Source organism: Ulvibacter sp. 2305UL32-6 (genome assembly GCF_058148545.1).
Genome location: NZ_JBYVKA010000005.1, coordinates 50,926 through 75,841, shown reverse-complemented (window position 1 = coordinate 75,841; position 24,916 = coordinate 50,926). Strand labels below are relative to the sequence as shown.

The following is a 24,916-nucleotide window of genomic DNA, read 5'->3' as shown; positions in this document are numbered from 1 at the left end:
TATCTAAGTTTTAAAATCGCGAAGATAAGCTAAGATGAATTTTGGTGTTATTGAAGCTAAAGGTCTGTTTTTCTGTATTTCCGTTAGCAACAATAAGCCTAAATACACCGGCTTTGGTGGCCAAGCCAATTCCAGCGCCAAAACTATACAATTTTTCGGTAATTATAGCAACTTCATTTTTAAAATATCCAAAATCAATAACGCTGTGTATATAGGCGCCTTCGTTTACTTGATATCGGTATTCTGTATTTAGAACAGACAGGAGGGAAGCATCGATGCTATTTTCGTCAAATCCCCGAATACTTGTAATTCCACCAAAACGAAATAGTTCATTCGTTAGAAAGGTTTCACTCAGTAAAATGCTGCTGCTGCTTTTTAGATAAACCGAGTTCTTATAATTTAAGTTGATGATATGGCTGGCTGTTGCGCTAAATTTTTGCTGATTTTCAGACATCCCTTCAGAAGCACGTTTGCCTATTTCCGAAGTAATTATCACATTCGTTTTAAAAGGAAATAGCGTAGAGGGTTGTGATTTCTTGTAATCAAGTCCGGTAACAACAAAATCAGCCTTGTAGTCGGTTACTGCAGTTCCGCCTAAATTTGCGTCTGCAAGATTACTCGACTCATAGCTTTTATAGCCGCCAAAGGCTGTAGACGAAGTGTTCAGTTGATAGGTAGCCAAAGCTTTTTGCTCTGTAGTTACAAAAGTGGTGTCTCGTTTAAAAATATTTAATTCAAGTTCGAGTCCAACAGGTGATTTAAAAAGATAGGGTAATTTGGTGTTTACCTTAAAATTTTGCTGATCGTTTCCATCCGACTTATAATTTAAGCTAAACTGTTCGCCAAAATTGAGGTTGTTGTTTAAAACAAGGTCTAAATAACCATTAAAGATTAATTTGTTTGTATCCTCGTCTGTTGCAAACCCGATCACACCATCAAATAGATTGTTAGGTTGCTTTTTAAAGTAAAAATAAACGGTTGTGCTGTCTTTTTCAAAAAGAGTCTCTGGGGGTTTGATGCTTGTTGCAAAACCAAGATTGTTGATCACGGCATTTTGGCTAATGATCTTTTGTTTGCTGAAGGGCTTACCTATTTTAACTCCCGCATAATATTTAAGGAAGGATTTTGGAAATTTATCATATCCTTTTACAACAATAGCATCAACTGTTTTTTGGGTTCCAGATTGTAGGTCTATGGTTGCGGCCAAAGTATTGTTCTCTACGGAAATATTTTTGAGACGAGTAGAGGCGAAGGCGTCTCCTTTTTCAGTTTTGATTTCGTTTAACTTCTGAAGAGCGATTTCTATTTCGCTAAAGGGGATCGTAAAATAGGTATCTGTGATATCGGAAGTGACTCGCTGAAGTTCCTTTTTGCTAAATTCATCCGAATTGTAATACACCTTAACGACATTGAATTTCCTTCCGAAGAAGAAGTTGGCCGTGTAAACAGAATCATTGTATTTGACCAGTGTGTCTAAACGACTTTCAATATAACCATAGCGCAGTAATCGAACTTGTAAAGAATCGGTCTCAGACTTTAAAGCAATATAATTTTCAAAATTTCGTGTAACCGAAAGGGAGTCTAAGAGGGCTTCTGAAACATCGGTTTCTGCCTTGATCTCAAGATAAAGTTGTTGCGCTATCCCTTCCGAAGAAAAAATAGTATATATATTAAGGTATAAAAATATGTAAAATATGTACTTCAAAAAGCGGTAGTTTTTGTCTGTAAAGCTAACGCTTCAACTTGTTTTTTAATATGGTTATCAGAAAATAATAATTTGTATGATAAAATTAGTCTGTAATGGTTTGATACTTCCAATATTATTTCTATTTTTGCAAGCCCTTAAAAAGGGGTATTTTATATTAAATTAAGTATAATACATATTTTATATGCCAACAATTTCACAATTAGTACGAAAAGGAAGGTCCAAAATAACCAAGAAGAGTAAATCGGCCGCTCTAGATTCGTGCCCTCAAAGACGAGGTGTTTGTACGCGTGTATATACTACTACACCAAAGAAACCAAACTCAGCTATGCGTAAAGTAGCAAGGGTAAGGTTGACTAATGGTAAAGAAGTAAACGCATACATCCCTGGTGAAGGTCACAATTTACAAGAGCACTCGATAGTATTGGTTAGAGGTGGAAGGGTAAAAGATTTGCCAGGAGTTAGATATCACATCGTTCGTGGAGCTTTAGACACCGCTGGTGTTGAAGGTAGAACACAACGTAGATCTAAGTATGGTGCAAAACGCCCAAAGAAGTAAAAAAAACTTTTAAAGAGAAGACATGAGAAAAAGAGCAGCAAAAAAGAGACCGCTTTTACCAGATCCAAGGTTTAATGACCAGTTGGTGACACGTTTTGTAAATAACTTGATGTGGGATGGTAAGAAATCGGTTGCTTTTAAAGTGTTTTACGATGCAATTGACATTGTAGAAGAGAAAAAAACAGACGAAGAAAAATCAGGTTTGGAAGTGTGGAAAGACGCACTTTCAAATGTAATGCCTCACGTAGAGGTTCGTAGTCGTAGAGTTGGTGGGGCAACCTTTCAAATTCCTATGCAAATACGTCCAGATCGCAAGATCTCAACTGCTATGAAGTGGTTGATCCTTTTCTCTCGTAAGAGAAACGAAAAGTCGATGGCGCAAAAATTGGCAGCTGAAATTTTAGCTGCATCTAAAGAAGAAGGAGCTGCAGTGAAGAAACGTACAGATACTCACAAGATGGCTGAAGCAAACAAAGCATTCTCACATTTCAGATTCTAAAAAATGGGACAAAGAGATTTAAAATTTACGAGAAATATAGGTATTGCTGCGCATATTGATGCTGGTAAAACTACAACTACAGAGCGTATCCTTTATTATACAGGGGTAAGTCATAAGATTGGTGAAGTACACGATGGTGCTGCAACGATGGACTGGATGGAGCAAGAGCAAGAACGTGGTATTACTATTACGTCTGCTGCAACAACTTGTACTTGGAAGTTTCCTTTGGAAAATGCAGAGCCAACACCAGATACAAAAGATTACCACTTTAATATTATTGATACTCCTGGTCACGTTGATTTTACTGTAGAGGTAAATAGATCGTTACGTGTGTTAGATGGTTTAGTATTCTTGTTTAGTGCGGTTGATGGCGTTGAGCCACAGTCTGAGACTAACTGGAGACTTGCTGATAACTACAAAGTACCACGTATTGGTTTTGTTAATAAAATGGACCGTCAAGGATCTAACTTTTTGGCAGTTTGTCAGCAGGTTAAAGATATGTTGAAGTCTAATGCTGTGCCAATTGTATTGAATATTGGTGATGAAGGTGACTTTAAAGGTGTGGTTGATTTGGTAAAAAACCGAGCGATCATCTGGCATGATGAGTCTATGGGAGCTACTTTTGATGTAGTAGATATTCCGGACGATATGAAAGCTGAAGCAAGAAAGTATCGTGGTCTTCTTATTGAAGAAGTTGCTGCGTATGACGAGAGCTTGCTTGAAAAATATATGGAGGATGAAGATTCTATTACTGAAGATGAAGTGCATGCTGCTCTTCGTGCTGCTGTAATGGATATGTCTATCATTCCAATGATCTGTGGATCTGCATTTAAAAACAAAGGAGTTCAATTCTTATTGGATGCTGTTTGTCGTTACTTGCCATCTCCTACAGATAAAGAAGGTATCATTGGTATTAATCCTGATACTGAAAAACAAGAATTGCGTAAGCCAGATGTTAATGAGCCGTTCGCTGCTTTAGCATTTAAGATCGCTACCGATCCTTTTGTGGGTCGTTTGGCATTCTTCCGTGCTTATTCAGGTAGACTTGATGCAGGTTCTTACATCTTGAACAACCGTTCAGGAAAAAAAGAGCGTATCTCTCGTATCTATCAGATGCACTCTAATAAACAAAACGCGATCGATTTTATCGAAGCGGGTGATATTGGAGCAGCAGTTGGATTTAAAGATATCAAGACTGGTGATACTATGTCTGATGAAAAGCACCCAATTGTTCTTGAAAGTATGGACTTCCCGGATCCCGTAATTGGTATTGCTGTTGAGCCTAAGACAAAAGCCGATGTTGATAAACTAGGTATGGCCTTAGGAAAGCTCGCTGAAGAAGATCCTACTTTTACAGTGCGTACTGATGAAGCATCTGGCCAGACTATTATTTCTGGAATGGGTGAACTTCACTTAGATATTATTGTAGACCGTCTTAGACGTGAATTCAAGGTTGAAGTAAACCAAGGAGCACCACAAGTTGAGTACAAAGAAGCTGTAACCCGTGAAGCGGATCACAGAGAAGTGTACAAGAAACAATCTGGTGGTCGTGGTAAATTTGCTGATATCGTATTTACATTAGGACCAGCAGAAGATGGTAAAGAAGGTCTTGAATTTGAAAATAAAATTAAAGGTGGAAACGTTCCAAAAGAATTTATTCCATCAGTAGAGAAAGGTTTCAAGATGGCAATGGTCAATGGACCATTAGCTGGATTTGAAGTTGATAGTTTAAAGGTTACATTGAAAGACGGATCTTTCCACCCTGTGGATTCAGATGCACTTTCTTTTGAACTTGCAGCTAAAATGGGCTTTAAAGCAGTAGCTAAAAAAGCAGGAGCTGTAATTCTTGAGCCTATCATGAAGTTGGAGGTAATTACTCCAGAAGAAAACATGGGTGATATTGTTGGTGACTTAAACCGTCGTCGTGGTCAAGTAAATGACATGGGCGATAGAGCAGGAGCCAAAGTTGTTAAAGCTGAAGTGCCACTTTCTGAAATGTTCGGTTATGTAACCACATTGAGAACGTTATCTTCAGGTAGAGCAACATCAACTATGGAATTTTCACACTATGCTGAAACACCTTCTAATATTTCAGAAGAAGTGATCGCAGCAGCAAGAGGAACCGCTAACGTATAATATTTCAGCAATGAGTCAAAAAATTAGAATTAAGTTAAAATCGTACGATCATAATTTAGTGGACAAATCTGCTGAGAAAATCGTAAAGACCGTAAAGAGTACAGGTGCTGTAGTAACAGGACCAATACCTTTACCAACACATAAAAAAATCTTTACAGTATTGCGTTCACCGCACGTAAACAAGAAGAGTAGAGAGCAGTTTCAATTGAGTTCTTACAAGCGCTTATTGGACATCTACAGTTCTTCTTCAAAAACAATTGACGCTCTAATGAAATTGGAGTTGCCAAGTGGTGTAGAAGTAGAGATCAAAGTGTAATTGCTTTCCGAAGCAATTCGGAAGACATGTCCTGAGCTGCGTGCGAGGGAAAAACGGTAACAAAATAACATTCAGGGTTGAATTTATTTTGACCCTGTTTTTTTCTGAAAAGGTTTCGGTAGCGAAGATTTCAGAAGCAATAATAAAAAATAGTAATAATCAATAAATAATAAATTATGTCTGGGTTAATTGGAAGAAAGATAGGGATGACCAGCATCTTTGACGAGAAAGGTAAGAATATGCCTTGTACCGTTATTGAAGCGGGCCCTTGTGTTGTTACCCAAGTCAGAACCAACGAAGTTGACGGCTATGAAGCTCTTCAACTCGGTTTCGATGACAAAAAGACTGCGATCAAAGCTGCTGAAGGGCATGCGAAAAAAGCAGGAACCGTTGCAAAACGGAAAGTCGCCGAATTCAAAGGTTTTGATGCGGAGTACAAATTAGGTGATACAATCACTGTAGATCATTTTGCTGAAGGAGAGTTCGTTGATATTTCAGGAACTTCAAAAGGTAAGGGTTTTCAAGGGGTTGTAAAACGCCATGGTTTTGGTGGTGTGGGTCAAGCGACGCACGGTCAACATAACCGTTTAAGAGCGCCGGGTTCTATTGGTGCGGCATCATATCCTGCGAGAGTTTTCAAGGGAATGAAGATGGCCGGTCAAATGGGGAATGAAAAGGTGAAAGTACAAAACTTAAAAGTGTTGAAAGTAGTTGCTGAAAAGAACTTACTTGTTGTGAAAGGGTGTGTACCTGGACATAAGAACGCTTATGTAATGATTCAGAAATAATGAAGGTAGCTGTATTAGATATTAACGGAAAAGACACAGGTAGAAAGGTTGAACTTTCTCAAGATGTGTTTGGAATTGAGCCTAATAATCACGCTGTATACCTTGATGTGAAGCAGTACTTGGCAAATCAGCGCCAAGGAACGCACAAAGCAAAAGAGCGTGCTGAAATCACTGGTTCAACCAGAAAGATTAAGAAACAAAAAGGAACTGGTACTGCCCGTGCGGGAAGTATCAAATCTGGAGTATTTAAAGGGGGTGGACGTATGTTCGGACCAAGACCTAGAAATTACTCATTTAAATTGAATAAAAACCTAAAGCGTCTTGCTCGTAAATCTGCCCTCAGTATGAAGGCTAATGACAAGGCCATCATGGTGTTAGAGGATCTAAATTTTGATGCTCCAAAGACAAAAGATTTCATTACTGTTTTAAAGACCTTAGGTCTTGACAATAAAAAATCTTTGTTTGTGTTGGGAGAGTCGAATAATAATGTATATTTGTCTTCGCGAAATTTGAAAGGTACAGAAGTTGTAACTAACTCACATTTAAGTACTTATCAAATTTTGAATGCAAATAGCGTTGTGTTATTTGAAGGTTCTTTGGAAGGAATTGAGTCAAACTTAAGTAAATAGAAACAAGATGAGTATCTTAATAAAACCTATTATTACGGAAAAAGCGACAAACGATGCGGAAGTTAACAACCGCTACGGTTTTGTTGTAAACCCAAAGGCGAATAAGGTAGAAATCAAGAAAGCAGTTGAGGCTGCTTACGGTGTTTCTGTTGAAAAAGTTCGCACATTAAATGTCCGCCCTAACAGGAAGACTCGTTATACAAAAACGGGTGTCCAGACTGGTAAAACAAATGCTTATAAAAAAGCAATTGTACAGGTGGCGGAAGGTGATACAATAGATTTTTACAATAACATCTAAGCTCTGCTTAGATCTAATTAGACAAAAATGTCAGTAAGAAAATTAAAACCTATCACCCCAGGTCAGCGTTTTAGAGTTGTTAACGGTTTTGACGCCATTACAACTGATAAGCCGGAAAAGAGTTTACTCGTTCCGAACAAGAGATCTGGTGGTAGAAACAGTCAAGGAAAAATGACCATGCGCTATATAGGTGGTGGTCACAAAAAGAAATATCGAATTATCGACTTCAAACGCGAAAAGGCAGGAATTCCTGCAACTGTAGCGTCTATAGAATACGATCCAAACCGTACAGCATTTATCGCTTTATTAAACTATCAAGATGGTGAAAAGCGTTATGTTATTGCACAAAACGGTCTTCAAGTAGGACAAAATATTGTTTCAGGTGAATCAACCGCTCCAGAAATTGGAAATTCAATGTTATTGTCAAGTATTCCACTTGGTACTATTATTTCATGTATCGAATTACATCCAGGTCAAGGTGCTGTATTAGCACGTAGTGCTGGTGCTTTTGCACAGCTTATGGCACGTGATGGTAAGTATGCTACAGTGAAATTGCCTTCAGGAGAAACACGTTTAATATTAGTAACATGTATGGCGACTATTGGTGCTGTTTCAAACAGTGATCATCAGTTGTTAGTTTCTGGTAAGGCGGGTAGATCTAGATGGTTAGGTAGAAGACCAAGAACGAGACCAGTTGTGATGAACCCAGTTGATCACCCAATGGGTGGTGGTGAAGGGAAATCTTCAGGTGGGCATCCACGTTCTAGAAACGGTATTCCAGCTAAAGGATTTAGAACCCGTTCTAAAACAAAAGCGAGTAATAAATATATCATTGAACGTAGAAAGAAATAAGCTATGGCAAGATCATTAAAAAAAGGACCGTACGTTCACTACAAGTTAGACAAGAAAGTACAACAAAATGTGGATTCAAATAAGAAGACCGTGATCAAGACTTGGTCAAGAGCTTCTATGATAACTCCAGATTTCGTTGGGCAAACCATCGCGGTACATAACGGGAAACAATTTGTTCCTGTATATGTTACAGAAAACATGGTAGGACATAAACTAGGAGAATTTTCACCTACGAGATCATTCCGTGGTCATGCTGGTGCAAAAAATAAAGGTAAAAAATAATAGGCCATGGGAGTTCGTAAAAGAGAAAGAGCAGAACAAATCAAAGAGGCAAAGAAAACTCAGTACTTCGCTAAATTGAATAATTGTCCTACATCACCAAGAAAAATGCGTCTTATGGCAGATTTAGTTCGCGGTGAGAAGGCAGATAAAGCGCTTAACTTGTTAAGATTTAGCTCAAAAGAAGCTTCAAAACGTTTAGAGAAATTGCTATTGTCTGCAATTGCAAACTGGCAAGCGAAGAATGAAGATGCTTCTGTTGAAGATGCAGATCTTTTCATTAAAGAGATCCGAGTAGATAGTGGCACGATGTTGAAGAGACTTCGTACTGCGCCTCAGGGTCGTGCACACAGAATTAGAAAACGTTCCAACCATGTTACATTGGTTTTAGGAGCTAACGATAACACACAAAGTAATTAATAAATGGGACAGAAGACAAATCCAATCGGGAATCGCTTAGGTATCATTAGAGGTTGGGAATCCAACTGGTACGGCGGAAACGACTACGGCGATAAATTAGCCGAAGACGATAAGATTAGAAAATATGTTCACGCTCGTTTATCAAAAGCTAGTGTGTCTAGAGTAATCATTGAGCGTACGCTTAAACTTGTAACCGTTACTATCACTACTGCAAGACCTGGTATTATTATCGGGAAAGGTGGTCAAGAGGTAGACAAGTTAAAAGAAGAGCTCAAGAAGATTACAGGTAAAGAAGTACAGATCAACATCCACGAGATCAAGAGACCTGAACTTGATGCATTTTTAGTGGGAGCTAGTGTTGCAAGACAAATTGAAAATAGAATTTCATACCGTCGTGCAATCAAGATGGCTATTGCCGCAGCAATGCGAATGAATGCAGAAGGAATCAAAATTCAGATTTCTGGACGTTTAAATGGTGCTGAAATGGCACGATCGGAGTCTTATAAAGACGGTCGTATTCCTTTATCAACATTTAGAGCCGATATTGATTATGCTTTAGTTGAGGCGCACACTACCTATGGTAGATTGGGTGTTAAAGTATGGATCATGAAAGGCGAAGTATATGGAAAAAGAGAACTTTCTCCCCTAGTCGGTTTAGACAAAAAAGGAGGAAAAGGTGGTAATTCCGGAGGACGAGGTGGCAACAACAAACCACGTCGTAGAAAGTAATTTTTTAAATAGAAGAAGATGTTACAACCTAAAAGAACAAAGTTCCGTAAACAACAAAAAGGCCGTATGAAAGGAAACGCCGGTCGTGGTAACCAGCTTGCCTACGGTACCTTTGGTATAAAGTCTTTAGATTCAAATTTCTTGACAGCGCGTCAAATAGAAGCAGCACGTATTGCCGCCACACGTTTTATGAAGAGAGAAGGTTCTATCTGGATCATGATTTTTCCAGATAAGCCAATTACAAAGAAACCTCTTGAAGTACGTATGGGTAAAGGTAAAGGTGCAGTTGAATATTGGGCAGCTGTTGTAAAACCTGGTAGAATGTTGTTTGAAGTGTCTGGAGTACCTGTGGAAACAGCCAAAGAGGCATTACGACTTGCAGCTCAAAAGCTTCCTGTAAAAACAAAATTCATAATCTCTAGAGATTACCAAGCTTAATTTTTTGACAGATGAAACAATCAGAGATAAACGAAGCATCAACAGCGGAACTTCAAGAACAACTTGCTGAATCACGTAAAATGTATTCAGACTTAAAAATGGCTCACACCATTTCACCGTTGGAGAATCCAGTTCAATTAAGAGCGCATAGACGAACCATTGCTCGTATTGCGACCGAACTAACTAAAAGAGACGTACAATAGTACCCACTGTAAGATGGAAGAATTAAAAAGAAACTTAAGAAAAGAGCGTATTGGTGTTGTTACTAGTAACAAAATGGAGAAATCTATTGTTGTTGCTGAAGTAAAGAAAGTAAAACACCCTATGTATGGAAAGTTCGTTTTAAAAACGAAGAAATACGTAGCACACGACGAAAAGAACGATTGCAACGAAGGGGATACTGTAAAGATCATGGAAACACGACCTTTATCGAAGACCAAGAGTTGGAGACTAGTAGAAATCATTGAAAGAGCGAAGTAATTATGTTACAACAAGAATCAAGATTAAGAGTCGCAGACAACACAGGTGCTAAAGAAGTTTTAGTTATTAGAGTACTTGGTGGAACAAAAAGAAGATACGCTTCTATCGGTGATAAAATTGTTGTTACTGTAAAAGAGGCAACTCCTAACGGAAACATCAAAAAAGGGGCTGTTTCAACAGCAGTCGTGGTGCGTACCGTGAAAGAAGTGAGAAGACCTGATGGATCTTATATCCGTTTTGACGACAATGCTTGTGTATTATTAGGTCCTCAAGGGGAAATGAGAGGTACACGTGTATTTGGTCCGGTTGCTCGAGAACTTCGTGATAAGCAATTTATGAAAATAGTATCATTGGCACCAGAGGTGCTTTAATACGAAAGTAAGATGGCAAAGCTTAAAATAAAATCGGGCGATACGGTTGTTGTTACTGCTGGAGATCATAAAGGATCTGAAGGTAAGGTGATGGTTGTATTTGCTGACAAGAATAAAGCAATAGTAGAGGGAGTAAATACTGTAAAGAAACATGAGAAGCCAAGTGCGGCTAATCCTCAAGGTGGAATTACAGAAAAAGAAGCTCCAATTCATATTTCTAACCTATCGTTAGTAGACCCTAAGTCAGGTGATGCAACACGTGTAGGATATAGAATGGAAGATGGTAAAAAAGTACGATTTTCCAAAAAATCGAATCAAGTATTATAGTTATGGGATATTCACCAAGACTTAAAGAGGAATACAAGAGCAGAATAGTAAATGCTCTTACCGACGAGTTCGGCTACAAAAATATTATGCAGGTACCAAAACTTGAGCGCATTGTTGTGTCTCGTGGTGTAGGGGCTGCTGTAGCTGACAAAAAATTGATAGATTATTCTGTCGATGAAATTACAAATATTACAGGGCAAAGAGCAGTGGCAACTATTTCTAAGAAGGATGTTGCAACCTTTAAGCTTCGTAAAGGGATGCCAATTGGTGCGCGTGTTACCCTTCGTGGGGAGCGTATGTATGAGTTTTTAGACAGACTCGTAACAAGTGCATTGCCTAGGGTTCGTGATTTCAACGGAATCAAAGCTACTGGCTTTGATGGTAGAGGAAATTACTCTTTGGGTATTACCGAGCAGATCATCTTTCCTGAAATCGATATCGATAAGGTAAAGAAAATTGAGGGAATGAATGTTACCTTTGTAACTACTGCTGATACAGATAAAGAGGCAAAAGCATTATTAACTGAACTAGGTTTACCTTTTCAAAAGAACTAAGATATGGCTAAAGAATCAATGAAAGCCCGCGAGCGTAAAAGAACTGCAACGGTGAAGAAATATGCCGCAAAACGCAAAGCTTTAAAAGAAGCTGGTGATTGGGAAGGTTTGCAAAAACTACCTAAAAATGCGTCTCCAGTTCGTCAACATAATCGTTGTAAATTAACAGGAAGACCTAAGGGTTATATGAGAACATTTGGTGTTTCTCGTGTAATGTTCAGAGAGATGGCCAATCAAGGTTTGATCCCGGGAGTTAGAAAAGCAAGTTGGTAAAAATATAAATTGGTTGAAGGTTCGCTTCGGAAAGAATCCGGCGAAAACCACTTCCGCAAATTAACATAAATGACAACAGATCCAGTAGCAGATTATCTAACGCGAGTTAGAAATGCAGTGAAAGCAGGACACCGCGTAGTAGAGGTGCCAGCTTCCAATCTAAAAAGAGAGATCACAAAAATCTTGTTCGATCAGGGTTTTATCTTGAGTTATAAATTTGAAGAGGATAACGGACCACAAGGTTCTATCAAGATCGCTTTAAAATACGATAAGCTCACCAAAGATCCCGTGATCAAGAAAATTCAAAGAATTAGTAAACCAGGTTTACGTAAATACGCAGGTTCGAAAGAGCTGCCACGTATCTTAAACGGTTTGGGTATTGCTATTGTTTCAACTTCAGCAGGAGTTATGACAGGAAAGCAAGCGCAAGCGCAGAATGTAGGTGGAGAAGTATTATGTTACGTATACTAAAAATAGACAAAAGATGTCAAGAATAGGTAAGAACCCGGTAGCAATCCCAGCAGGAGTTACAGTTGATGTAAAAGACAACGTAATTACGGTTAAAGGGAAATTAGGAGAATTAACGCAGGAGTATTCAGATGTTATTATTAAAACTGAAGACGATAGCGTGATTGTGGAGCGATCTACAGATCATAAAGATCATCGTGCAAAGCACGGTCTATACAGATCATTGGTCTTTAATATGATTGAAGGTGTAACAACTGGATGGACAAAGTCATTAGAATTAGTAGGGGTTGGTTATAGAGCCAGCAATCAAGGGCAGAAATTAGATTTAGCACTTGGTTTTTCACATAATATCGTATTGGACATTGCGCCAGAGGTAAAAGTGGAGACTATTTCAGAAAAAGGAAAAAATCCGATCGTAAAATTAACATCTCACGATAAGCAATTGGTAGGACAAGTGGCAGCGAAGATTCGCGGCTTCCGTAAGCCAGAACCTTACAAAGGAAAAGGTGTGCGTTTCGTAGGAGAACAAATTAGAAGAAAAGCAGGTAAATCTGCATAAGAAATAACGTTATGGCATTATCAAAACAAGATAGAAGAACTCGTTTGCGTAATAGAATACGTAAAACAATTACTGGAACAGCACAGCGTCCACGTTTGGCTGTTTTCAGAAGCAACAAAGAGATCTATGCACAACTTATTGACGATGTAAGTGGAAAAACCATTACTGCTGCATCTTCAAGAGATAAAGACATAGACGCTTCCAAAGTAAACAAAACGGAAGCGGCAAAATTAGTTGGAAAAGCAATCGCCGAAAAGGCTCAAAAGGAAGGTGTTGAAGCCATTTCATTTGACAGAGGAGGTTACTTATACCACGGAAGAGTAAAATCATTAGCTGAAGGCGCTCGCGAAGGAGGGCTAAAATTCTAAATACTATGTATCAAGATTATAAAAACGTAGAGTTAGTAAAACCTGGAGGTCTTGAATTAAAAGACCGTCTAGTAGGTGTACAACGTGTTACGAAAGTAACAAAAGGTGGTAGAGCCTTCGGATTTTCAGCTATTGTAGTTGTTGGAGACGAAAATGGAGTAGTAGGACACGGTCTTGGAAAGTCTAAAGACGTTGCTAGTGCTATAGCAAAAGCAATTGAAGACGCTAAAAAGAACTTAGTTCGTATTCCGTTGAATAAATCAACTCTTCCGCATGAGCAAAAAGGTAAATACGGTGGAGCAAGAGTGAATCTTTTGCCAGCAGCTCCTGGTACAGGGGTGATTGCCGGTGGTGCAGTACGTGCTGTTTTGGAAGCTGTGGGAGTACATGATGTACTTTCTAAGTCACAAGGTTCTTCGAACCCGCACAACGTAGTGAAGGCAACATTTGATGCCTTGTTACAATTGCGAAGCGCACATACCGTTGCAAAACAACGTGGTATCTCTCTAGAGAAATTGTATAAAGGATAATACATAACAAGATGGCAAAAATTAAAGTAAAAAAGGTGAAGAGTGCGATTAACCGTACTAAAAACCAAAAGAGAACACTTGAAGCTTTAGGCCTTCGTAAGATCGGTCAAGTTGTAGAGCATGAAGACACGCCAAACATTCTTGGTATGGTAAATAAAGTTAAACACCTGGTTTCTATTGAAACCGTTTAAGATATAAACAATGGATTTAAGTAGCTTAAAGCCTGCAAAAGGTGCGGTTAAAACCCAAGGAAAGCGCATTGGTCGCGGTCAAGGTTCTGGTAAAGGCGGAACTGCAACTCGTGGTCATAAAGGAGCCAAGTCTCGTTCTGGATATTCTAAGAAATTAGGATTTGAAGGTGGTCAGATGCCATTACAGCGTCGTGTTCCTAAATTTGGTTTTACGAATATCAACCGTAAGGATTATCAAGGAATTAATCTTGATACAATTCAGCAGTTGGTTGACGAAAAGAAAATAAAAGATACACTTGATTTTGATACGATAGTTAGTTTACGTCTTGCACGTAAAAACGAACTTGTGAAGATATTAGGAAGAGGGGAATTGAAATCAAAAGTAACTGTATCTGGTCACAAATTTACTGCTACAGCTCAAAAAGCAATTGAAGCGGCTGGTGGTGAAGTAGTAACGTTGTAATATAAGACACACAATGAAGTTTATTAATACCCTTAAGAACGTATTTAAAATAGAAGAGCTAAGAAACCGTATCATGGTTACCTTGGGATTGTTATTGGTGTATCGTTTTGGTGCGCAGGTAACTCTACCAGGTATTGATGCTGATAAGCTTGCTGCATTCTCTGGAAATTTTGACGGAGGTCTGGGAGGTTTATTAAATGCATTTACCGGTGGAGCTTTTGCGAATGCATCAGTTTTTGCCTTGGGTATTATGCCTTACATTTCTGCTTCTATTGTAGTACAGTTAATGCAAATCGCTGTTCCTTATCTTCAGAAATTACAGAAGGAAGGGGAAAGCGGAAGAAAGAAGATCAACCAGATCACACGTTGGTTGACTATTGGTATTTGTTTGGTTCAGGCGCCTAGTTACCTTGCTGGTTTACCAGCTTTAGGGGTTCCGGCTGAAGCATTTATCTTAGGTCAAACAGCCATGTTTTATATTCCTGCAGTACTTATTTTGGTTACTGGTTGTGTATTTGCTATGTGGTTGGGTGAAAAGATCACTGATAAAGGAATTGGTAATGGTATCTCTATCTTAATTATGGTAGGTATTATCGCTACATTACCTCAATCATTTGTACAGGAATTCGTTTCTCGTGTAGTTGAGTCGAATGGTGGAATGATTATGATCCTTATTGAATTGGTTATTTGGTTTGTAATAATTCTAGCTTGTATTATGCTTGTTATGGCGGTTCGCAAGATTCCGGTACAGTATGCGAGACGTACAGCAAGTGGAGATTACGAAAAGAATATTTTTGGTGCAAGACAGTTTATTCCTCTAAAGCTAAATGCTTCTGGAGTAATGCCGATTATCTTTGCGCAAGCAATCATGTTTGTACCAAACCTTATTGGTGGTGCTAGTTTCTTAAAAGATACAGCCACTGGTCAATGGTTACAAGTAAATTATGCTGATATCTTCGGATTGACCTATAATATAACCTTTGCTATTCTAATTATTATCTTTACGTATTTCTATACGGCTATTACTGTTCCAACGAACAAAATGGCAGATGATCTTAAGCGTAGTGGTGGTTTTATTCCAGGGATCAAACCGGGAACAGATACGGCAGAATTTTTAGATAGAATCATGTCACAAATCACTTTACCAGGATCTGTATTCTTAGCATTAGTTGCTGTATTTCCAGCGATCGTAGTTAAGTTTATTGGAATTCAGCAAGGCTGGGCATTGTTCTACGGTGGTACCTCTCTACTTATTATGGTAGGTGTGGCCATTGATACCATGCAACAAATTAATTCGTATTTATTGAATCGTCATTATGACGGTCTAATGAAGACAGGTAAAAACAGAAAAGCAGTAGCATAATACATGCCCTGAGATATTGGTATGACTATTGAATACAACAGTTCATATTAATATTAAAAATTTATAAAAAGAATGGCAAAACAGTCCGCAATAGAACAAGATGGAAGCATCATCGAAGCATTATCAAATGCAATGTTTCGTGTAGAATTGGAAAACGGTCATGTGGTAACAGCGCATATTTCGGGTAAGATGCGTATGCACTATATTAAATTGCTACCCGGCGATAAAGTAAAATTAGAAATGAGTCCTTACGATTTATCTAAGGCTCGAATCACTTATAGATACTAAGATGAAAGTTAGAGCATCAGTTAAGAAAAGAAGTGCCGACTGCAAGATTGTTCGCAGAAAAGGCAGATTATATGTAATTAATAAAAAGAACCCTAGGTTCAAACAAAGACAAGGATAATTATGGCAAGAATCGCAGGTGTAGATATTCCTAAGCAAAAAAGGGGTGTAATCGCGTTAACGTATATTTTTGGAATTGGCAAAAGCCGTTCTGAAGAGATACTCAAGAAAGCCGGAGTAAGCGAAGACAAAAAAGTAAACGAATGGAACGATGATGAAATCGGTGCTATTCGTGAAGCTGTTGGGTCTTTCAAGATCGAAGGTGAATTACGTAGTGAAGTTCAATTGAGCATCAAACGTCTTATGGACATTGGATGTTACAGAGGTATTCGTCACAGAGCAGGTCTTCCTTTAAGAGGACAGCGTACGAAGAATAACTCACGAACGAGAAAAGGAAAACGTAAAACAGTTGCTAACAAGAAAAAAGCAACTAAATAATCACTAGAGATATGGCAAAGACTAGCTCAAAAAGTACAAAAAAACGTAAGGTTAATGTTGAGTCTGTTGGTGAAGCACACGTAACAGCATCTTTCAACAACATCATCATCTCTTTGACAAACAAAGGGGGAGATGTTATCTCATGGTCATCAGCCGGTAAAATGGGTTTTAGAGGATCAAAGAAGAACACTCCTTACGCTGCTCAATTAGCTGCAGAAGATTGTGCAAAAGTTGCACATGAAGCAGGATTGCGCAAAGTAAAAGTATATGTTAAAGGTCCGGGTAATGGTAGAGAATCTGCTATCCGTGCTGTCCATAATTCAGGTATCGAAGTTACTGAGATCATTGATGTAACTCCAATGCCGCACAATGGATGTCGCCCACCTAAACGTAGAAGAGTATAATAAGATGTTTCCGTTTACGGGACATTTCAGAAATAATAAATAACGAATATCAATCTGAAGGAATTAAAAGCTAAAGGATTAACGTAAGACCTTAATTTAGTTTTTCCCTTCAAAACACATTTAAAATGGCAAGATATACTGGTCCAAAAACTAAGATCGCCCGTAAATTCGGGGAAGCGATCTACGGAGAAGACAAATCCTTCGAAAAAAGAAATTACCCTCCAGGGCAACACGGAAATAACCGTCGTCGTGGAAAAAAATCGGAATATGCAATTCAGTTAGCTGAAAAGCAGAAAGCAAAGTATACATATGGTATTCTTGAGCGTCAGTTCCGTAATATGTTTAAGAAAGCAACAGCTGCTCCTGGAATTACAGGTGAGGTTTTGCTTCAATTGGCCGAATCACGTTTAGATAATGTTGTATTCCGTATGGGTATTGCACCTAGTCGAGCGTCTGCACGTCAATTAGTTTCTCACCGTCATATTACTGTGAATGGTGAAAAAGTAAACATCCCATCATACCAGCTTCAAGCAGGTGATGTGGTAGCTGTTCGTGAGAAGTCAAAATCTCTTGAAGCTATCCAGAATTCTTTGGCTAATGCAAGTCAGGTATACGAGTGGATCACATGGAATACTGAAACCAAGCAAGGAACATATGTTTCTGTGCCGCAACGTCTTCAGATTCCAGAAAACATCAACGAGCAATTTATCGTTGAATTATATTCTAAATAATAAAAACACAGGAGCTACACTATGGCAGTATTTAATTTTCAGAAGCCTGATAAAGTTATCATGATCAATTCAACCGATTTTGAAGGGAAATTCGAATTTCGCCCTTTGGAACCTGGTTATGGATTGACTGTTGGTAACGCATTAAGACGCGTTTTACTTTCTTCCTTAGAAGGATTTGCAATTACTTCGATTCGTATTGAAGGTGTTGATCACGAGTTTTCAACTATCGCAGGTGTTGTAGAGGACGTAACTGAGATCATATTAAACCTAAAACAGGTTCGTTTTAAGAGACAAATTGATGAGATCGACAATGAAACGGTAACCGTTTCTGTGAATAGTGGTAATCAACTGACCGCTGGCGATTTTCAGAAGTTTATCTCTGGATTCCAAATTTTGAATCCTGATCTAGTTATCTGTAATATGGATAGCAAAGTGAATCTTAATTTTGAGATCACTGTTGAAAAAGGTAGAGGTTATGTACCTGCGGAAGAGAACAAGAAAGCAAATGCGCCTCTTGGAACTATCTTTACAGATTCTATCTATACTCCCATCAAAAATGTGAAGTATAGCATCGAGAACTTCCGTGTTGAGCAAAAAACGGATTATGAAAAATTGGTTTTTGAAATCATTACCGATGGATCGATCAACCCGAAAGATGCCTTAACTGAAGCCGCTAAGACACTTATTCACCACTTTATGTTATTTAGTGACGAGCGTATTACGCTTGAAGCTGATGAGATCGCTCAAACGGAAACGTATGATGAAGAATCTTTACATATGCGTCAGTTGCTTAAAACTAAATTAGTAGATATGGACTTAAGTGTTCGAGCACTAAATTGTTTAAAGGCAGCAGAAGTAGATACATTGGGAGACTTAGTATCTTATAACAAAAACGACTTGATGAAATTCAGAAACTTCGGTAAAAAATCATTGACCGAATTGGAAGAACTAGTTAATGTGAAAGGACTAAACTTCGGAATGGATCTTTCAAAATATAAATTAGATAAAGATTAATTACAAATGTCATCATAGTTTGCTCCTCAAAGTGAGTTGTAGCAAGATGATGCACTAAAATAAATGTCATGAGACACGGAAAAAAAGTAAATCACTTAGGAAGAAAAACAGCGCACAGAAAGTCTATGTTGGCTAACATGGCCTGTTCCTTAATTGAGCACAAAAGAATCAATACTACCGTTGCCAAAGCAAAAGCCCTTAAAGGTTTTGTTGAGCCAATGATTACTAAATCTAAAGAAGATACTACGCACAATCGTCGTATCGTTATGGCGCGTTTACGTCAAAAAGATGCAGTAACAGAATTGTTTAGAGATGTTGCAGTAAAGGTAGGAGATCGTCCAGGTGGTTATACGCGTATCATCAAGTTGGGTAACCGACTAGGAGATAATGCAGATATGGCAATGATCGAGTTGGTAGATTACAACGAGATCTACAATGCTGGAAAAGCAACTAAAACGAAAACGACACGTCGTAGTCGTCGAGGTGGAAGTAAGCCTGCAGCGGCAGCGCCAGCAAAGGCAGAAGCTAAAAAAGAAGAAGAATAAATAATTTTTCTGAAATAAATAAAAAAGGGATAAGCTGTTTAGTTTATCCCTTTTTTTTATTGAAAATTTCACAAGAATGATGTTTAGAAATTTATAACCATCAATTTATATTTTGCATTGACAATTAAACTAAACTTAAAACAGCTTTTAGAGACTTTTATTTAATTGTTAATAAATCGAAAATATCAAATAAATAAAACTTAGCCTGATCTTAGTATTTTGTGCTCATTTAGGCAATGCACAAAGTGTGTACAATTTGAGCCCACCAAATAGCTTATACCAAAATTTGGTAAGTAATACATCTTTTAAGAATGGAGGTGTTTGGGTTGTTCCTGGATTTACAGTCCCTCTGGTTTTTTTTGCCATAAGTAGTGTTCCCAAATCCAACTGCTAACACAATAAATATAAACCTAGCGGAAAATGATTTACACATTTCAATTTTCAATAGTTTAGGACAATTGGTTAAACAGTTTAAAGAAGTTTCTAATTCGATGAATGTTTCAGAGCTAGAAAGCTGGATTTATTTCATTCAAATAAAAAATTCGGAAGGAACTCTAACTCAAAAATTTATCAAAAAGTAAGCTTTCTTAAAGCTAGATCTGGATTACAAGTAATTAGAAAATAAATAAAAGGGGAATAAACATAGAGGTTTATTCCTCTTTTTGCGTTTATACCATCGTAGGGGGCAGTAATACAAAATAAGACTGCGCTTATGTATTTGCTATTGTTCAAAACTTGTATATACGGTAGTTTTAAATAATTAATTTAAAACTTATTTAATTATGAAAACAAAGTTTATATTTTTTTTGCTTTCCACACTACTGAGTCTCAATGCGTATTCACAAGATGATGCATATAAAGGTCCGGGATGTTCTTTTAATGGTCCTGGTACGATTGAGGTGGGGCAAACAGTAACCTATTCACATTCTGGAGCTCAATGTTCTAATTGTTATGACTGGGATGTTTCGTCTTCAGTAGTATCAATAACAAATGATCAAGTCGCTACTTTACAAGTTACGGGAGTCAGTGCCGGTACTTTTACCCTCTCAATAAATATGCTAACCGAAAGCGGTTGTTCTAGCTGTAGTAGAACAGTTACCGTGGTAGAACCGGCTTGTGATTTTACTGAATATTGGATTCAAGAGACAAATGTAGGTAATGGTAATCTCAAATTTGAGGCTCTTCCAGAAAGTCCTGACTCGGCGAATATTTCTTATTTTTGGACTTTTCAAGGAGGCACCCCTTTTAATAGTCAAGTTAGAACGCCAATAATATACGGAAACTGTCTAGGCACAATTACAAAAGCCAAATTAATAATGCGTTGTGATATTGATGGAACCTACGGAGTTGCTGTTTTTGAAGACTATCCTGGCGGGATATGTGTATCAGCACTAGTGGAAGATAATAATTCGATGTTGAATTCCGACCGAATAATATTATCTCCTAACCCTGCGACTACTTCCCTCAATTTCAAATACGATGCTATTGATCATTATGAAATCTCAATTGCTAATATTCATGGTAATCTAGTACTTGAAAAAAATACACTGGAGGAAAATGTAAACATTGCATTCTTAGAAACAGGTATCTACTTTTATACGATCACCAGTAAAAACAGCAATGAAATTATACAAAAGGGAAAATTTATTAAAGAGTAAACTTCTTAATAGATAATAACCTTAATATAAAATGGATCATTTAATCACTAAATGATCCATTTTATATTTTCTATTTTTCGATGAATGATTCCCAATAGAATGTTTGATTATTTTTCAAAAGTTATAAACCCTTCATTGTAAACCTGCTTCAATTAAAGTATTTTTGCATAATTAATATATACTATGAAATATCAAACACGTAAATCGGCGCTCATTCTTTTGGCCGATGGCACTATTTTCTACGGAAAGGCTGTGGGAGGGAAAGAAGGTTCAGCTTTTGGTGAAGTCTGCTTCAATACCGGGATGACAGGATATCAAGAAATTTTTACTGATCCATCCTATTTCGGTCAATTAATGGTAACAACCAATGCCCATATTGGTAACTACGGAACACATGCCGACGAAAACGAATCTGATTCTGTAAAAATTGCGGGTCTGATCTGTCGAAATTTTAGTTATCACACCTCGCGTCCAGTAGCCGACGATTCTTTAGAAAATTTTATTTCAAAAAATAATTTATTGGCCATTAGCGATGTAGATACACGCGCTTTAGTAAACTATATTCGGGATCATGGTGCTATGAATGCGGTTATTTCTACGGAAGTTGACAATATCGACGGACTCAAAAAACAACTTGCAGTTGTGCCAAATATGAACGGTCTTGAGCTTGCGAGTCAGGTTTCAACCAAAGAGCCTTATTTCTTCGGAAACGAGAATGCTACTTTTAAAGTCTCAGCCCTTGATATTGGTATAAAGAAAAATATACTTCGGAATTTAGCCGAACGTGATTGCTATATAAAAGTATTCCCATACAACGCTTCTTTTTCAGAAATGAAAGCGTTTGACCCAGATGGTTATTTTCTTTCAAATGGCCCTGGTGATCCAGAGCCACTTTCCGAAGCAATTGAAACCACAAAACAAATTCTAGCAACGAAGGCGCCATTATTTGGAATCTGTCTTGGGCATCAAGTATTAGCATTGGCCAACGGTATTTCTACGTATAAAATGCACCACGGGCATCGCGGAATCAATCATCCCATCATGAATATGCTTACCGGTAAAGGTGAGATCACTTCACAAAACCACGGGTTTGCGATCAATAGAGAGGAAGCAGAAGCGCACCCTGAAATAGAAATTACGCATATTCACCTTAATGACCATACTGCAGCTGGAATTAGAATGAAAAATCAGCCTGTATTTTCAGTGCAGTATCACCCAGAGGCAAGCCCTGGGCCACATGACGCAAGTTATCTGTTTGATGAATTTATTGCCAATATGAAAAAACATTCATTGCAAATTGCTTAGAGATTCATTAATAAACGATGGCGTTATAATCCACAAACTTAATCCACCCCTTAAATCATTCAATTATGAGTATTATTATAGACATTCACGCAAGGCAAATTTTTGATTCTCGGGGGAACCCAACAGTAGAAGTTGATGTTATTACTGAAAATGGATTTATGGGACGCGCCGCGGTACCTTCAGGTGCCTCAACAGGTGAACATGAAGCCGTTGAACTTCGTGATGGCGGAACGGCTTATATGGGTAAAGGAGTATCAAAAGCTATAGAAAATGTAAATGGTAAGATCGCTGGTACTTTAATGGGGGTTTCGGTTTTTGAACAGGCGCTTATCGACAAGATCATGATTGAACTTGATGGAACGGCGAACAAATCTAAATTAGGAGCCAATGCCATTCTAGGCGTTTCTCTGGCGTGTGCCAAAGCGGCTGCCAACGAGCTAGGCTTGCCGTTATATCGTTATGTGGGTGGTGTAAGTGCTAAAACGCTACCTGTTCCAATGATGAATATTATCAACGGTGGTTCACATAGTGATGCTCCCATTGCTTTTCAAGAGTTTATGGTCATGCCAGTATTGGCTAAAAGCTTTACCCATGCGATGCAGATGGGCTCTGAGATCTTTCATAATTTAAAGAAAGTACTTCACGAGCGCGGTTTAAGTACTGCTGTAGGAGACGAAGGAGGGTTTGCACCTACCTTAGACGGGACAGAAGATGCTTTAGATACAATTTCAAAAGCAGTGTCTAATGCTGGTTATACGTTGGGTAAAGATGTAATGATTGCTTTAGATTGTGCCGCTGCCGAGTTTTATGTTGATGGAAAATACGATTACACAAAATTTGAAGGTGCTTCGGGTGAGATCAGAAGTAGTGAAGAACAAGCGAGTTATTTGGCCGATTTAGCTGCCAATTATCCAATTATTTCGATCGAAGATGGTATGGATGAAAACGACTGGGCTGGTTGGAAATCATTGACGGAAAAAATTGGAGATACTGTACAGCTTGTTGGAGATGATCTATTTGTTACTAATGTTGAACGACTTTCAAGAGGTATTTCCGAAGATATTGCCAATTCAATCTTGATCAAAGTGAACCAAATAGGAACTCTTACAGAAACAATTGCCGCGGTAAATATGGCACACAACGCAGGGTATACTTCAGTGATGTCGCATCGTTCTGGAGAAACAGAAGATAATACCATCGCCGATTTAGCAGTAGCATTAAACTGTGGTCAAATTAAAACTGGATCTGCATCGCGTAGTGATCGTATGGCAAAATACAACCAGCTTTTACGTATTGAAGAACAACTGGGAGAAACAGCTTATTATCCGGGTCGTACCGCGTTTAAAATATAATTTATTTCAAATTAAAAAACAGAGCCTGTTGTATATTATACAGCGGGCTTTTGCTATTTATGCGACTTTTAAAAAGGGAATAAGACGTTCCAATTTTTTTAAGGATTATTTAACCTAACAAACGTTCGGATATGTTAAAAAATTAAGTCATTATTTTGTAAATTAGCGTTCCTTAATTTAATAACAATCCAATTAAGATATATGTCGAGAATAGCTACACTAGAAATTGATGGTAAAAAGTATGAATTTCCGCTAATTGAAGGTACTGAAAAAGAAATTGCCATTGATATTAAAACGCTCCGTGCGGTCACAGGTGGTGTAACCACACTTGATCCAGGATATAAAAATACAGGCTCTTGCGAAAGTGCCATTACTTTTTTAAATGGTGAAGAAGGTATTTTGCGTTATCGTGGCTATGCCATTGAAGAACTGGCTGAAAAAGCAGACTTTCTTGAGGTCGCTTATTTGTTGATTTTTGGTGAATTACCTACTCAAGAACAACTTGATAAATTTCATAATGATATTAAAGCACAGTCTCATGTTGATGAAGATGTTAAGAAGATCTTAGATGGTTTTCCTAAAACAGCACATCCTATGGGAGTGTTGTCGTCATTGACATCAGCGCTAGTTGCTTTTAATCCGTCTTCTGTCAATGTTGATAGTGATGAAGATATGTACAATGCGATCGTGCGCATCATGGCAAAGTTTCCTGTGCTTACGGCATGGGCATATAGAAAGCAAGCTGGATTGCCATTACATTACGGAGATGATTCTTTAGGTTATGTTGACAATTTCCTTAAGATGATGTTCAATAAGCCAAATAGTATTTACCAGCCTCAGAAAAAGGTGGTTGATGCACTCGATAAATTACTTATTCTGCATGCAGATCATGAGCAAAATTGCTCAACTTCTACTGTTCGTATTGTGGGATCTTCACATGCAGGATTGTTTGTTTCAATTTCAGCAGGGATCAACGCCCTTTGGGGACCACTACATGGTGGTGCAAATCAAGCGGTGATTGAAATGCTTGAAGCGATTAAGGCAGATGGAGGAGATACGAAGAAATTTATGGCAAAAGCCAAAGATAAAAATGATCCATTCCGTTTAATGGGCTTTGGTCATCGTGTTTATAAGAATTTTGACCCACGTGCTAAGATCATCAAGAAATCTGCAGACGATGTGTTAGAAAGTTTAGGAATTGCCGATCCAGTATTAGACATAGCTAAGGGATTAGAGAAGGAAGCGTTGGAAGATCCTTACTTTGTAGATAGAAAACTGTATCCTAACGTAGATTTTTACTCAGGTATTATCTACCGTTCTCTTGGTATTCCAGTTGAAATGTTTACACCTATGTTTGCATTAGGTCGATTGCCAGGTTGGATCGCTCAATGGAAAGAAATGCGCCAACGTAAGGAACCAATTGGTCGTCCAAGACAAGTATATATTGGTGAAACGTTAAGACCTTTTAAATCTGTCGAAAATAGATAGATCATCTTAAAATATATTTTGAGAGGCACTTCCGTAATGGA

General features: G+C 38.1%; 39 protein-coding genes. 37 read left to right on the top strand and 2 right to left on the bottom strand.

Features of this window, described 5'->3' with window-relative positions:
* Nucleotides 1–10: 10 nt before the first annotated feature.
* Entirely contained in the window at nt 11–1,705 is a 1,695-nt protein-coding gene (locus ACY2RU_RS15320) for a BamA/TamA family outer membrane protein (RefSeq protein ID WP_490139359.1), read from the bottom strand.
* Nucleotides 1,706–1,889: 184 nt separating this feature from the next.
* On the opposite strand from ACY2RU_RS15320, the gene rpsL reads away from it, so the two are divergent.
* The 32 genes from rpsL to rplQ all read left to right on the top strand — a co-directional run bounded on the left by rpsL (nt 1,890) and on the right by rplQ (nt 19,072).
* Nucleotides 1,890–2,264, top strand: a complete 375-nt coding sequence (gene rpsL / locus ACY2RU_RS15315) for a 30S ribosomal protein S12 (RefSeq protein WP_114492605.1) — start codon at nt 1,890–1,892, stop codon at nt 2,262–2,264.
* Between the two features lie 22 nt (nt 2,265–2,286).
* Nucleotides 2,287–2,763, top strand: a complete 477-nt coding sequence (gene rpsG / locus ACY2RU_RS15310; protein ID WP_490139358.1) for a 30S ribosomal protein S7 — start codon at nt 2,287–2,289, stop codon at nt 2,761–2,763.
* 3 nt (nt 2,764–2,766) lie between these two features.
* Nucleotides 2,767–4,899: an elongation factor G gene (fusA, locus tag ACY2RU_RS15305; protein WP_490139357.1), complete on the top strand. Its 2,133-nt coding sequence runs from the start codon at nt 2,767–2,769 to the stop codon at nt 4,897–4,899.
* A 10-nt stretch (nt 4,900–4,909) separates the two neighbouring features.
* Nucleotides 4,910–5,215 carry a 30S ribosomal protein S10 gene (gene rpsJ, locus ACY2RU_RS15300; protein WP_010181931.1) on the top strand — a complete coding sequence of 102 codons (306 nt, stop codon included), beginning with the start codon at nt 4,910–4,912 and terminating at the stop codon, nt 5,213–5,215.
* Between the two features lie 176 nt (nt 5,216–5,391).
* Nucleotides 5,392–6,003 (top strand): 50S ribosomal protein L3, encoded by a 612-nt coding sequence (rplC, locus tag ACY2RU_RS15295; RefSeq protein WP_490139356.1) that lies wholly within the window; start codon nt 5,392–5,394, stop codon nt 6,001–6,003.
* Nucleotides 6,003–6,632 (top strand): 50S ribosomal protein L4, encoded by a 630-nt coding sequence (gene rplD, locus ACY2RU_RS15290; RefSeq protein ID WP_490139355.1) that lies wholly within the window; start codon nt 6,003–6,005, stop codon nt 6,630–6,632. The genes rplC and rplD overlap by 1 nt, the downstream gene beginning before the upstream one ends.
* A gap of 7 nt (nt 6,633–6,639) precedes the next feature.
* Nucleotides 6,640–6,930, top strand: coding sequence for a 50S ribosomal protein L23 (rplW, locus tag ACY2RU_RS15285; protein WP_490139354.1), 291 nt, complete (start codon nt 6,640–6,642; stop codon nt 6,928–6,930).
* Nucleotides 6,931–6,957: 27 nt separating this feature from the next.
* Entirely contained in the window at nt 6,958–7,782 is an 825-nt protein-coding gene (rplB, locus tag ACY2RU_RS15280) for a 50S ribosomal protein L2 (protein WP_490139353.1), read from the top strand.
* A 3-nt stretch (nt 7,783–7,785) separates the two neighbouring features.
* On the top strand, nt 7,786–8,064 hold the full coding sequence (rpsS, locus tag ACY2RU_RS15275; protein WP_490139352.1) for a 30S ribosomal protein S19: 279 nt from the start codon (nt 7,786–7,788) through the stop codon (nt 8,062–8,064).
* Nucleotides 8,065–8,070: 6 nt separating this feature from the next.
* Nucleotides 8,071–8,481 (top strand): 50S ribosomal protein L22, encoded by a 411-nt coding sequence (gene rplV, locus ACY2RU_RS15270; RefSeq protein WP_490139351.1) that lies wholly within the window; start codon nt 8,071–8,073, stop codon nt 8,479–8,481.
* A 3-nt stretch (nt 8,482–8,484) separates the two neighbouring features.
* Nucleotides 8,485–9,210 carry a 30S ribosomal protein S3 gene (gene rpsC / locus ACY2RU_RS15265; protein WP_490139350.1) on the top strand — a complete coding sequence of 242 codons (726 nt, stop codon included), beginning with the start codon at nt 8,485–8,487 and terminating at the stop codon, nt 9,208–9,210.
* An 18-nt stretch (nt 9,211–9,228) separates the two neighbouring features.
* Nucleotides 9,229–9,648: a 50S ribosomal protein L16 gene (rplP, locus tag ACY2RU_RS15260; protein WP_490139349.1), complete on the top strand. Its 420-nt coding sequence runs from the start codon at nt 9,229–9,231 to the stop codon at nt 9,646–9,648.
* An 11-nt stretch (nt 9,649–9,659) separates the two neighbouring features.
* Nucleotides 9,660–9,851: a 50S ribosomal protein L29 gene (gene rpmC / locus ACY2RU_RS15255; protein WP_490139348.1), complete on the top strand. Its 192-nt coding sequence runs from the start codon at nt 9,660–9,662 to the stop codon at nt 9,849–9,851.
* Nucleotides 9,852–9,864: 13 nt separating this feature from the next.
* Nucleotides 9,865–10,128: a 30S ribosomal protein S17 gene (gene rpsQ / locus ACY2RU_RS15250; RefSeq protein ID WP_490139347.1), complete on the top strand. Its 264-nt coding sequence runs from the start codon at nt 9,865–9,867 to the stop codon at nt 10,126–10,128.
* 2 nt (nt 10,129–10,130) lie between these two features.
* Nucleotides 10,131–10,499, top strand: coding sequence for a 50S ribosomal protein L14 (rplN, locus tag ACY2RU_RS15245; RefSeq protein WP_490139346.1), 369 nt, complete (start codon nt 10,131–10,133; stop codon nt 10,497–10,499).
* A gap of 12 nt (nt 10,500–10,511) precedes the next feature.
* On the top strand, nt 10,512–10,826 hold the full coding sequence (gene rplX / locus ACY2RU_RS15240) for a 50S ribosomal protein L24 (protein WP_490139345.1): 315 nt from the start codon (nt 10,512–10,514) through the stop codon (nt 10,824–10,826).
* Nucleotides 10,827–10,828: 2 nt separating this feature from the next.
* On the top strand, nt 10,829–11,380 hold the full coding sequence (gene rplE, locus ACY2RU_RS15235) for a 50S ribosomal protein L5 (protein ID WP_490139344.1): 552 nt from the start codon (nt 10,829–10,831) through the stop codon (nt 11,378–11,380).
* A gap of 3 nt (nt 11,381–11,383) precedes the next feature.
* Nucleotides 11,384–11,653 carry a 30S ribosomal protein S14 gene (gene rpsN / locus ACY2RU_RS15230; protein ID WP_490139343.1) on the top strand — a complete coding sequence of 90 codons (270 nt, stop codon included), beginning with the start codon at nt 11,384–11,386 and terminating at the stop codon, nt 11,651–11,653.
* Nucleotides 11,654–11,722: 69 nt separating this feature from the next.
* Nucleotides 11,723–12,124, top strand: coding sequence for a 30S ribosomal protein S8 (rpsH, locus tag ACY2RU_RS15225; protein ID WP_490139342.1), 402 nt, complete (start codon nt 11,723–11,725; stop codon nt 12,122–12,124).
* Between the two features lie 13 nt (nt 12,125–12,137).
* Complete coding sequence (gene rplF / locus ACY2RU_RS15220) at nt 12,138–12,680, top strand: 50S ribosomal protein L6 (RefSeq protein WP_490139341.1); 543 nt, start codon at nt 12,138–12,140, stop codon at nt 12,678–12,680.
* An 11-nt stretch (nt 12,681–12,691) separates the two neighbouring features.
* On the top strand, nt 12,692–13,048 hold the full coding sequence (gene rplR / locus ACY2RU_RS15215) for a 50S ribosomal protein L18 (protein ID WP_490139340.1): 357 nt from the start codon (nt 12,692–12,694) through the stop codon (nt 13,046–13,048).
* Nucleotides 13,049–13,053: 5 nt separating this feature from the next.
* Entirely contained in the window at nt 13,054–13,578 is a 525-nt protein-coding gene (gene rpsE / locus ACY2RU_RS15210; RefSeq protein ID WP_490139339.1) for a 30S ribosomal protein S5, read from the top strand.
* A gap of 11 nt (nt 13,579–13,589) precedes the next feature.
* Complete coding sequence (rpmD, locus tag ACY2RU_RS15205; protein ID WP_490139338.1) at nt 13,590–13,769, top strand: 50S ribosomal protein L30; 180 nt, start codon at nt 13,590–13,592, stop codon at nt 13,767–13,769.
* A gap of 10 nt (nt 13,770–13,779) precedes the next feature.
* Nucleotides 13,780–14,232, top strand: a complete 453-nt coding sequence (gene rplO / locus ACY2RU_RS15200; protein ID WP_490139337.1) for a 50S ribosomal protein L15 — start codon at nt 13,780–13,782, stop codon at nt 14,230–14,232.
* 13 nt (nt 14,233–14,245) lie between these two features.
* Nucleotides 14,246–15,595: a preprotein translocase subunit SecY gene (secY, locus tag ACY2RU_RS15195; RefSeq protein ID WP_490139336.1), complete on the top strand. Its 1,350-nt coding sequence runs from the start codon at nt 14,246–14,248 to the stop codon at nt 15,593–15,595.
* Between the two features lie 72 nt (nt 15,596–15,667).
* Complete coding sequence (gene infA / locus ACY2RU_RS15190; RefSeq protein ID WP_013549436.1) at nt 15,668–15,883, top strand: translation initiation factor IF-1; 216 nt, start codon at nt 15,668–15,670, stop codon at nt 15,881–15,883.
* A 1-nt stretch (nt 15,884) separates the two neighbouring features.
* The gene (gene ykgO / locus ACY2RU_RS15185; RefSeq protein ID WP_013305171.1) at nt 15,885–16,001 is read left to right on the top strand and encodes a type B 50S ribosomal protein L36; all 117 of its coding nucleotides are present in this window, start codon (nt 15,885–15,887) and stop codon (nt 15,999–16,001) included.
* A 2-nt stretch (nt 16,002–16,003) separates the two neighbouring features.
* Nucleotides 16,004–16,378, top strand: a complete 375-nt coding sequence (gene rpsM / locus ACY2RU_RS15180; RefSeq protein WP_490139335.1) for a 30S ribosomal protein S13 — start codon at nt 16,004–16,006, stop codon at nt 16,376–16,378.
* 11 nt (nt 16,379–16,389) lie between these two features.
* Nucleotides 16,390–16,782 (top strand): 30S ribosomal protein S11, encoded by a 393-nt coding sequence (gene rpsK, locus ACY2RU_RS15175; protein WP_490139334.1) that lies wholly within the window; start codon nt 16,390–16,392, stop codon nt 16,780–16,782.
* A 125-nt stretch (nt 16,783–16,907) separates the two neighbouring features.
* On the top strand, nt 16,908–17,513 hold the full coding sequence (rpsD, locus tag ACY2RU_RS15170) for a 30S ribosomal protein S4 (protein WP_490139333.1): 606 nt from the start codon (nt 16,908–16,910) through the stop codon (nt 17,511–17,513).
* Nucleotides 17,514–17,534: 21 nt separating this feature from the next.
* Nucleotides 17,535–18,527, top strand: coding sequence for a DNA-directed RNA polymerase subunit alpha (locus ACY2RU_RS15165; RefSeq protein WP_490139332.1), 993 nt, complete (start codon nt 17,535–17,537; stop codon nt 18,525–18,527).
* Between the two features lie 68 nt (nt 18,528–18,595).
* A complete protein-coding gene (rplQ, locus tag ACY2RU_RS15160) occupies nt 18,596–19,072 on the top strand; it encodes a 50S ribosomal protein L17 (protein ID WP_490139331.1) in 477 nt (158 codons plus the stop codon).
* A 225-nt stretch (nt 19,073–19,297) separates the two neighbouring features.
* Here the strand turns inward: rplQ and ACY2RU_RS15155 are convergent, their stop codons facing one another.
* The gene (locus ACY2RU_RS15155; protein ID WP_490139330.1) at nt 19,298–19,438 is read right to left on the bottom strand and encodes a hypothetical protein; all 141 of its coding nucleotides are present in this window, start codon (nt 19,436–19,438) and stop codon (nt 19,298–19,300) included.
* Nucleotides 19,439–19,443: 5 nt separating this feature from the next.
* Here ACY2RU_RS15155 and ACY2RU_RS15150 point away from each other — a divergent pair, with 5 nt between their 5' ends.
* The 5 genes from ACY2RU_RS15150 (at nt 19,444) to ACY2RU_RS15130 (ending at nt 24,875) form a co-directional block, all read left to right on the top strand.
* Nucleotides 19,444–19,653, top strand: a complete 210-nt coding sequence (locus ACY2RU_RS15150; protein WP_490139329.1) for a T9SS type A sorting domain-containing protein — start codon at nt 19,444–19,446, stop codon at nt 19,651–19,653.
* Between the two features lie 225 nt (nt 19,654–19,878).
* Nucleotides 19,879–20,730, top strand: a complete 852-nt coding sequence (locus ACY2RU_RS15145) for a T9SS type A sorting domain-containing protein (RefSeq protein ID WP_490139328.1) — start codon at nt 19,879–19,881, stop codon at nt 20,728–20,730.
* Nucleotides 20,731–20,913: 183 nt separating this feature from the next.
* On the top strand, nt 20,914–22,035 hold the full coding sequence (gene carA / locus ACY2RU_RS15140; protein WP_490139327.1) for a glutamine-hydrolyzing carbamoyl-phosphate synthase small subunit: 1,122 nt from the start codon (nt 20,914–20,916) through the stop codon (nt 22,033–22,035).
* A 65-nt stretch (nt 22,036–22,100) separates the two neighbouring features.
* Complete coding sequence (eno, locus tag ACY2RU_RS15135; protein ID WP_490139326.1) at nt 22,101–23,387, top strand: phosphopyruvate hydratase; 1,287 nt, start codon at nt 22,101–22,103, stop codon at nt 23,385–23,387.
* 201 nt (nt 23,388–23,588) lie between these two features.
* Nucleotides 23,589–24,875, top strand: a complete 1,287-nt coding sequence (locus tag ACY2RU_RS15130) for a citrate synthase (protein ID WP_490139325.1) — start codon at nt 23,589–23,591, stop codon at nt 24,873–24,875.
* Nucleotides 24,876–24,916: the final 41 nt, after the last annotated feature.

Excerpts from the sequence above, each read along its gene's own strand:
- rpsL (WP_114492605.1), top strand. The coding sequence starts at position 1,890 with ATGCCAACAATTTCACAATTAGTACGAAAAGGAAGGTCCAAAATAACC.
- rpsG (WP_490139358.1), top strand. The coding sequence starts at position 2,287 with ATGAGAAAAAGAGCAGCAAAAAAGAGACCGCTTTTACCAGATCCAAGG.
- fusA (WP_490139357.1), top strand. The coding sequence starts at position 2,767 with ATGGGACAAAGAGATTTAAAATTTACGAGAAATATAGGTATTGCTGCG.
- rpsJ (WP_010181931.1), top strand. The coding sequence starts at position 4,910 with ATGAGTCAAAAAATTAGAATTAAGTTAAAATCGTACGATCATAATTTA.
- rplC (WP_490139356.1), top strand. The coding sequence starts at position 5,392 with ATGTCTGGGTTAATTGGAAGAAAGATAGGGATGACCAGCATCTTTGAC.
- rplD (WP_490139355.1), top strand. The coding sequence starts at position 6,003 with ATGAAGGTAGCTGTATTAGATATTAACGGAAAAGACACAGGTAGAAAG.
- rplW (WP_490139354.1), top strand. The coding sequence starts at position 6,640 with ATGAGTATCTTAATAAAACCTATTATTACGGAAAAAGCGACAAACGAT.
- rplB (WP_490139353.1), top strand. The coding sequence starts at position 6,958 with ATGTCAGTAAGAAAATTAAAACCTATCACCCCAGGTCAGCGTTTTAGA.
- rpsS (WP_490139352.1), top strand. The coding sequence starts at position 7,786 with ATGGCAAGATCATTAAAAAAAGGACCGTACGTTCACTACAAGTTAGAC.
- rplV (WP_490139351.1), top strand. The coding sequence starts at position 8,071 with ATGGGAGTTCGTAAAAGAGAAAGAGCAGAACAAATCAAAGAGGCAAAG.
- rpsC (WP_490139350.1), top strand. The coding sequence starts at position 8,485 with ATGGGACAGAAGACAAATCCAATCGGGAATCGCTTAGGTATCATTAGA.
- rplP (WP_490139349.1), top strand. The coding sequence starts at position 9,229 with ATGTTACAACCTAAAAGAACAAAGTTCCGTAAACAACAAAAAGGCCGT.
- rpmC (WP_490139348.1), top strand. The coding sequence starts at position 9,660 with ATGAAACAATCAGAGATAAACGAAGCATCAACAGCGGAACTTCAAGAA.
- rpsQ (WP_490139347.1), top strand. The coding sequence starts at position 9,865 with ATGGAAGAATTAAAAAGAAACTTAAGAAAAGAGCGTATTGGTGTTGTT.
- rplN (WP_490139346.1), top strand. The coding sequence starts at position 10,131 with ATGTTACAACAAGAATCAAGATTAAGAGTCGCAGACAACACAGGTGCT.
- rplX (WP_490139345.1), top strand. The coding sequence starts at position 10,512 with ATGGCAAAGCTTAAAATAAAATCGGGCGATACGGTTGTTGTTACTGCT.
- rplE (WP_490139344.1), top strand. The coding sequence starts at position 10,829 with ATGGGATATTCACCAAGACTTAAAGAGGAATACAAGAGCAGAATAGTA.
- rpsN (WP_490139343.1), top strand. The coding sequence starts at position 11,384 with ATGGCTAAAGAATCAATGAAAGCCCGCGAGCGTAAAAGAACTGCAACG.
- rpsH (WP_490139342.1), top strand. The coding sequence starts at position 11,723 with ATGACAACAGATCCAGTAGCAGATTATCTAACGCGAGTTAGAAATGCA.
- rplF (WP_490139341.1), top strand. The coding sequence starts at position 12,138 with ATGTCAAGAATAGGTAAGAACCCGGTAGCAATCCCAGCAGGAGTTACA.
- rplR (WP_490139340.1), top strand. The coding sequence starts at position 12,692 with ATGGCATTATCAAAACAAGATAGAAGAACTCGTTTGCGTAATAGAATA.
- rpsE (WP_490139339.1), top strand. The coding sequence starts at position 13,054 with ATGTATCAAGATTATAAAAACGTAGAGTTAGTAAAACCTGGAGGTCTT.
- rpmD (WP_490139338.1), top strand. The coding sequence starts at position 13,590 with ATGGCAAAAATTAAAGTAAAAAAGGTGAAGAGTGCGATTAACCGTACT.
- rplO (WP_490139337.1), top strand. The coding sequence starts at position 13,780 with ATGGATTTAAGTAGCTTAAAGCCTGCAAAAGGTGCGGTTAAAACCCAA.
- secY (WP_490139336.1), top strand. The coding sequence starts at position 14,246 with ATGAAGTTTATTAATACCCTTAAGAACGTATTTAAAATAGAAGAGCTA.
- infA (WP_013549436.1), top strand. The coding sequence starts at position 15,668 with ATGGCAAAACAGTCCGCAATAGAACAAGATGGAAGCATCATCGAAGCA.
- ykgO (WP_013305171.1), top strand. The coding sequence starts at position 15,885 with ATGAAAGTTAGAGCATCAGTTAAGAAAAGAAGTGCCGACTGCAAGATT.
- rpsM (WP_490139335.1), top strand. The coding sequence starts at position 16,004 with ATGGCAAGAATCGCAGGTGTAGATATTCCTAAGCAAAAAAGGGGTGTA.
- rpsK (WP_490139334.1), top strand. The coding sequence starts at position 16,390 with ATGGCAAAGACTAGCTCAAAAAGTACAAAAAAACGTAAGGTTAATGTT.
- rpsD (WP_490139333.1), top strand. The coding sequence starts at position 16,908 with ATGGCAAGATATACTGGTCCAAAAACTAAGATCGCCCGTAAATTCGGG.
- ACY2RU_RS15165 (WP_490139332.1), top strand. The coding sequence starts at position 17,535 with ATGGCAGTATTTAATTTTCAGAAGCCTGATAAAGTTATCATGATCAAT.
- rplQ (WP_490139331.1), top strand. The coding sequence starts at position 18,596 with ATGAGACACGGAAAAAAAGTAAATCACTTAGGAAGAAAAACAGCGCAC.
- ACY2RU_RS15155 (WP_490139330.1), bottom strand. The coding sequence starts at position 19,438 with ATGGCAAAAAAAACCAGAGGGACTGTAAATCCAGGAACAACCCAAACA.
- carA (WP_490139327.1), top strand. The coding sequence starts at position 20,914 with ATGAAATATCAAACACGTAAATCGGCGCTCATTCTTTTGGCCGATGGC.
- eno (WP_490139326.1), top strand. The coding sequence starts at position 22,101 with ATGAGTATTATTATAGACATTCACGCAAGGCAAATTTTTGATTCTCGG.
- ACY2RU_RS15130 (WP_490139325.1), top strand. The coding sequence starts at position 23,589 with ATGTCGAGAATAGCTACACTAGAAATTGATGGTAAAAAGTATGAATTT.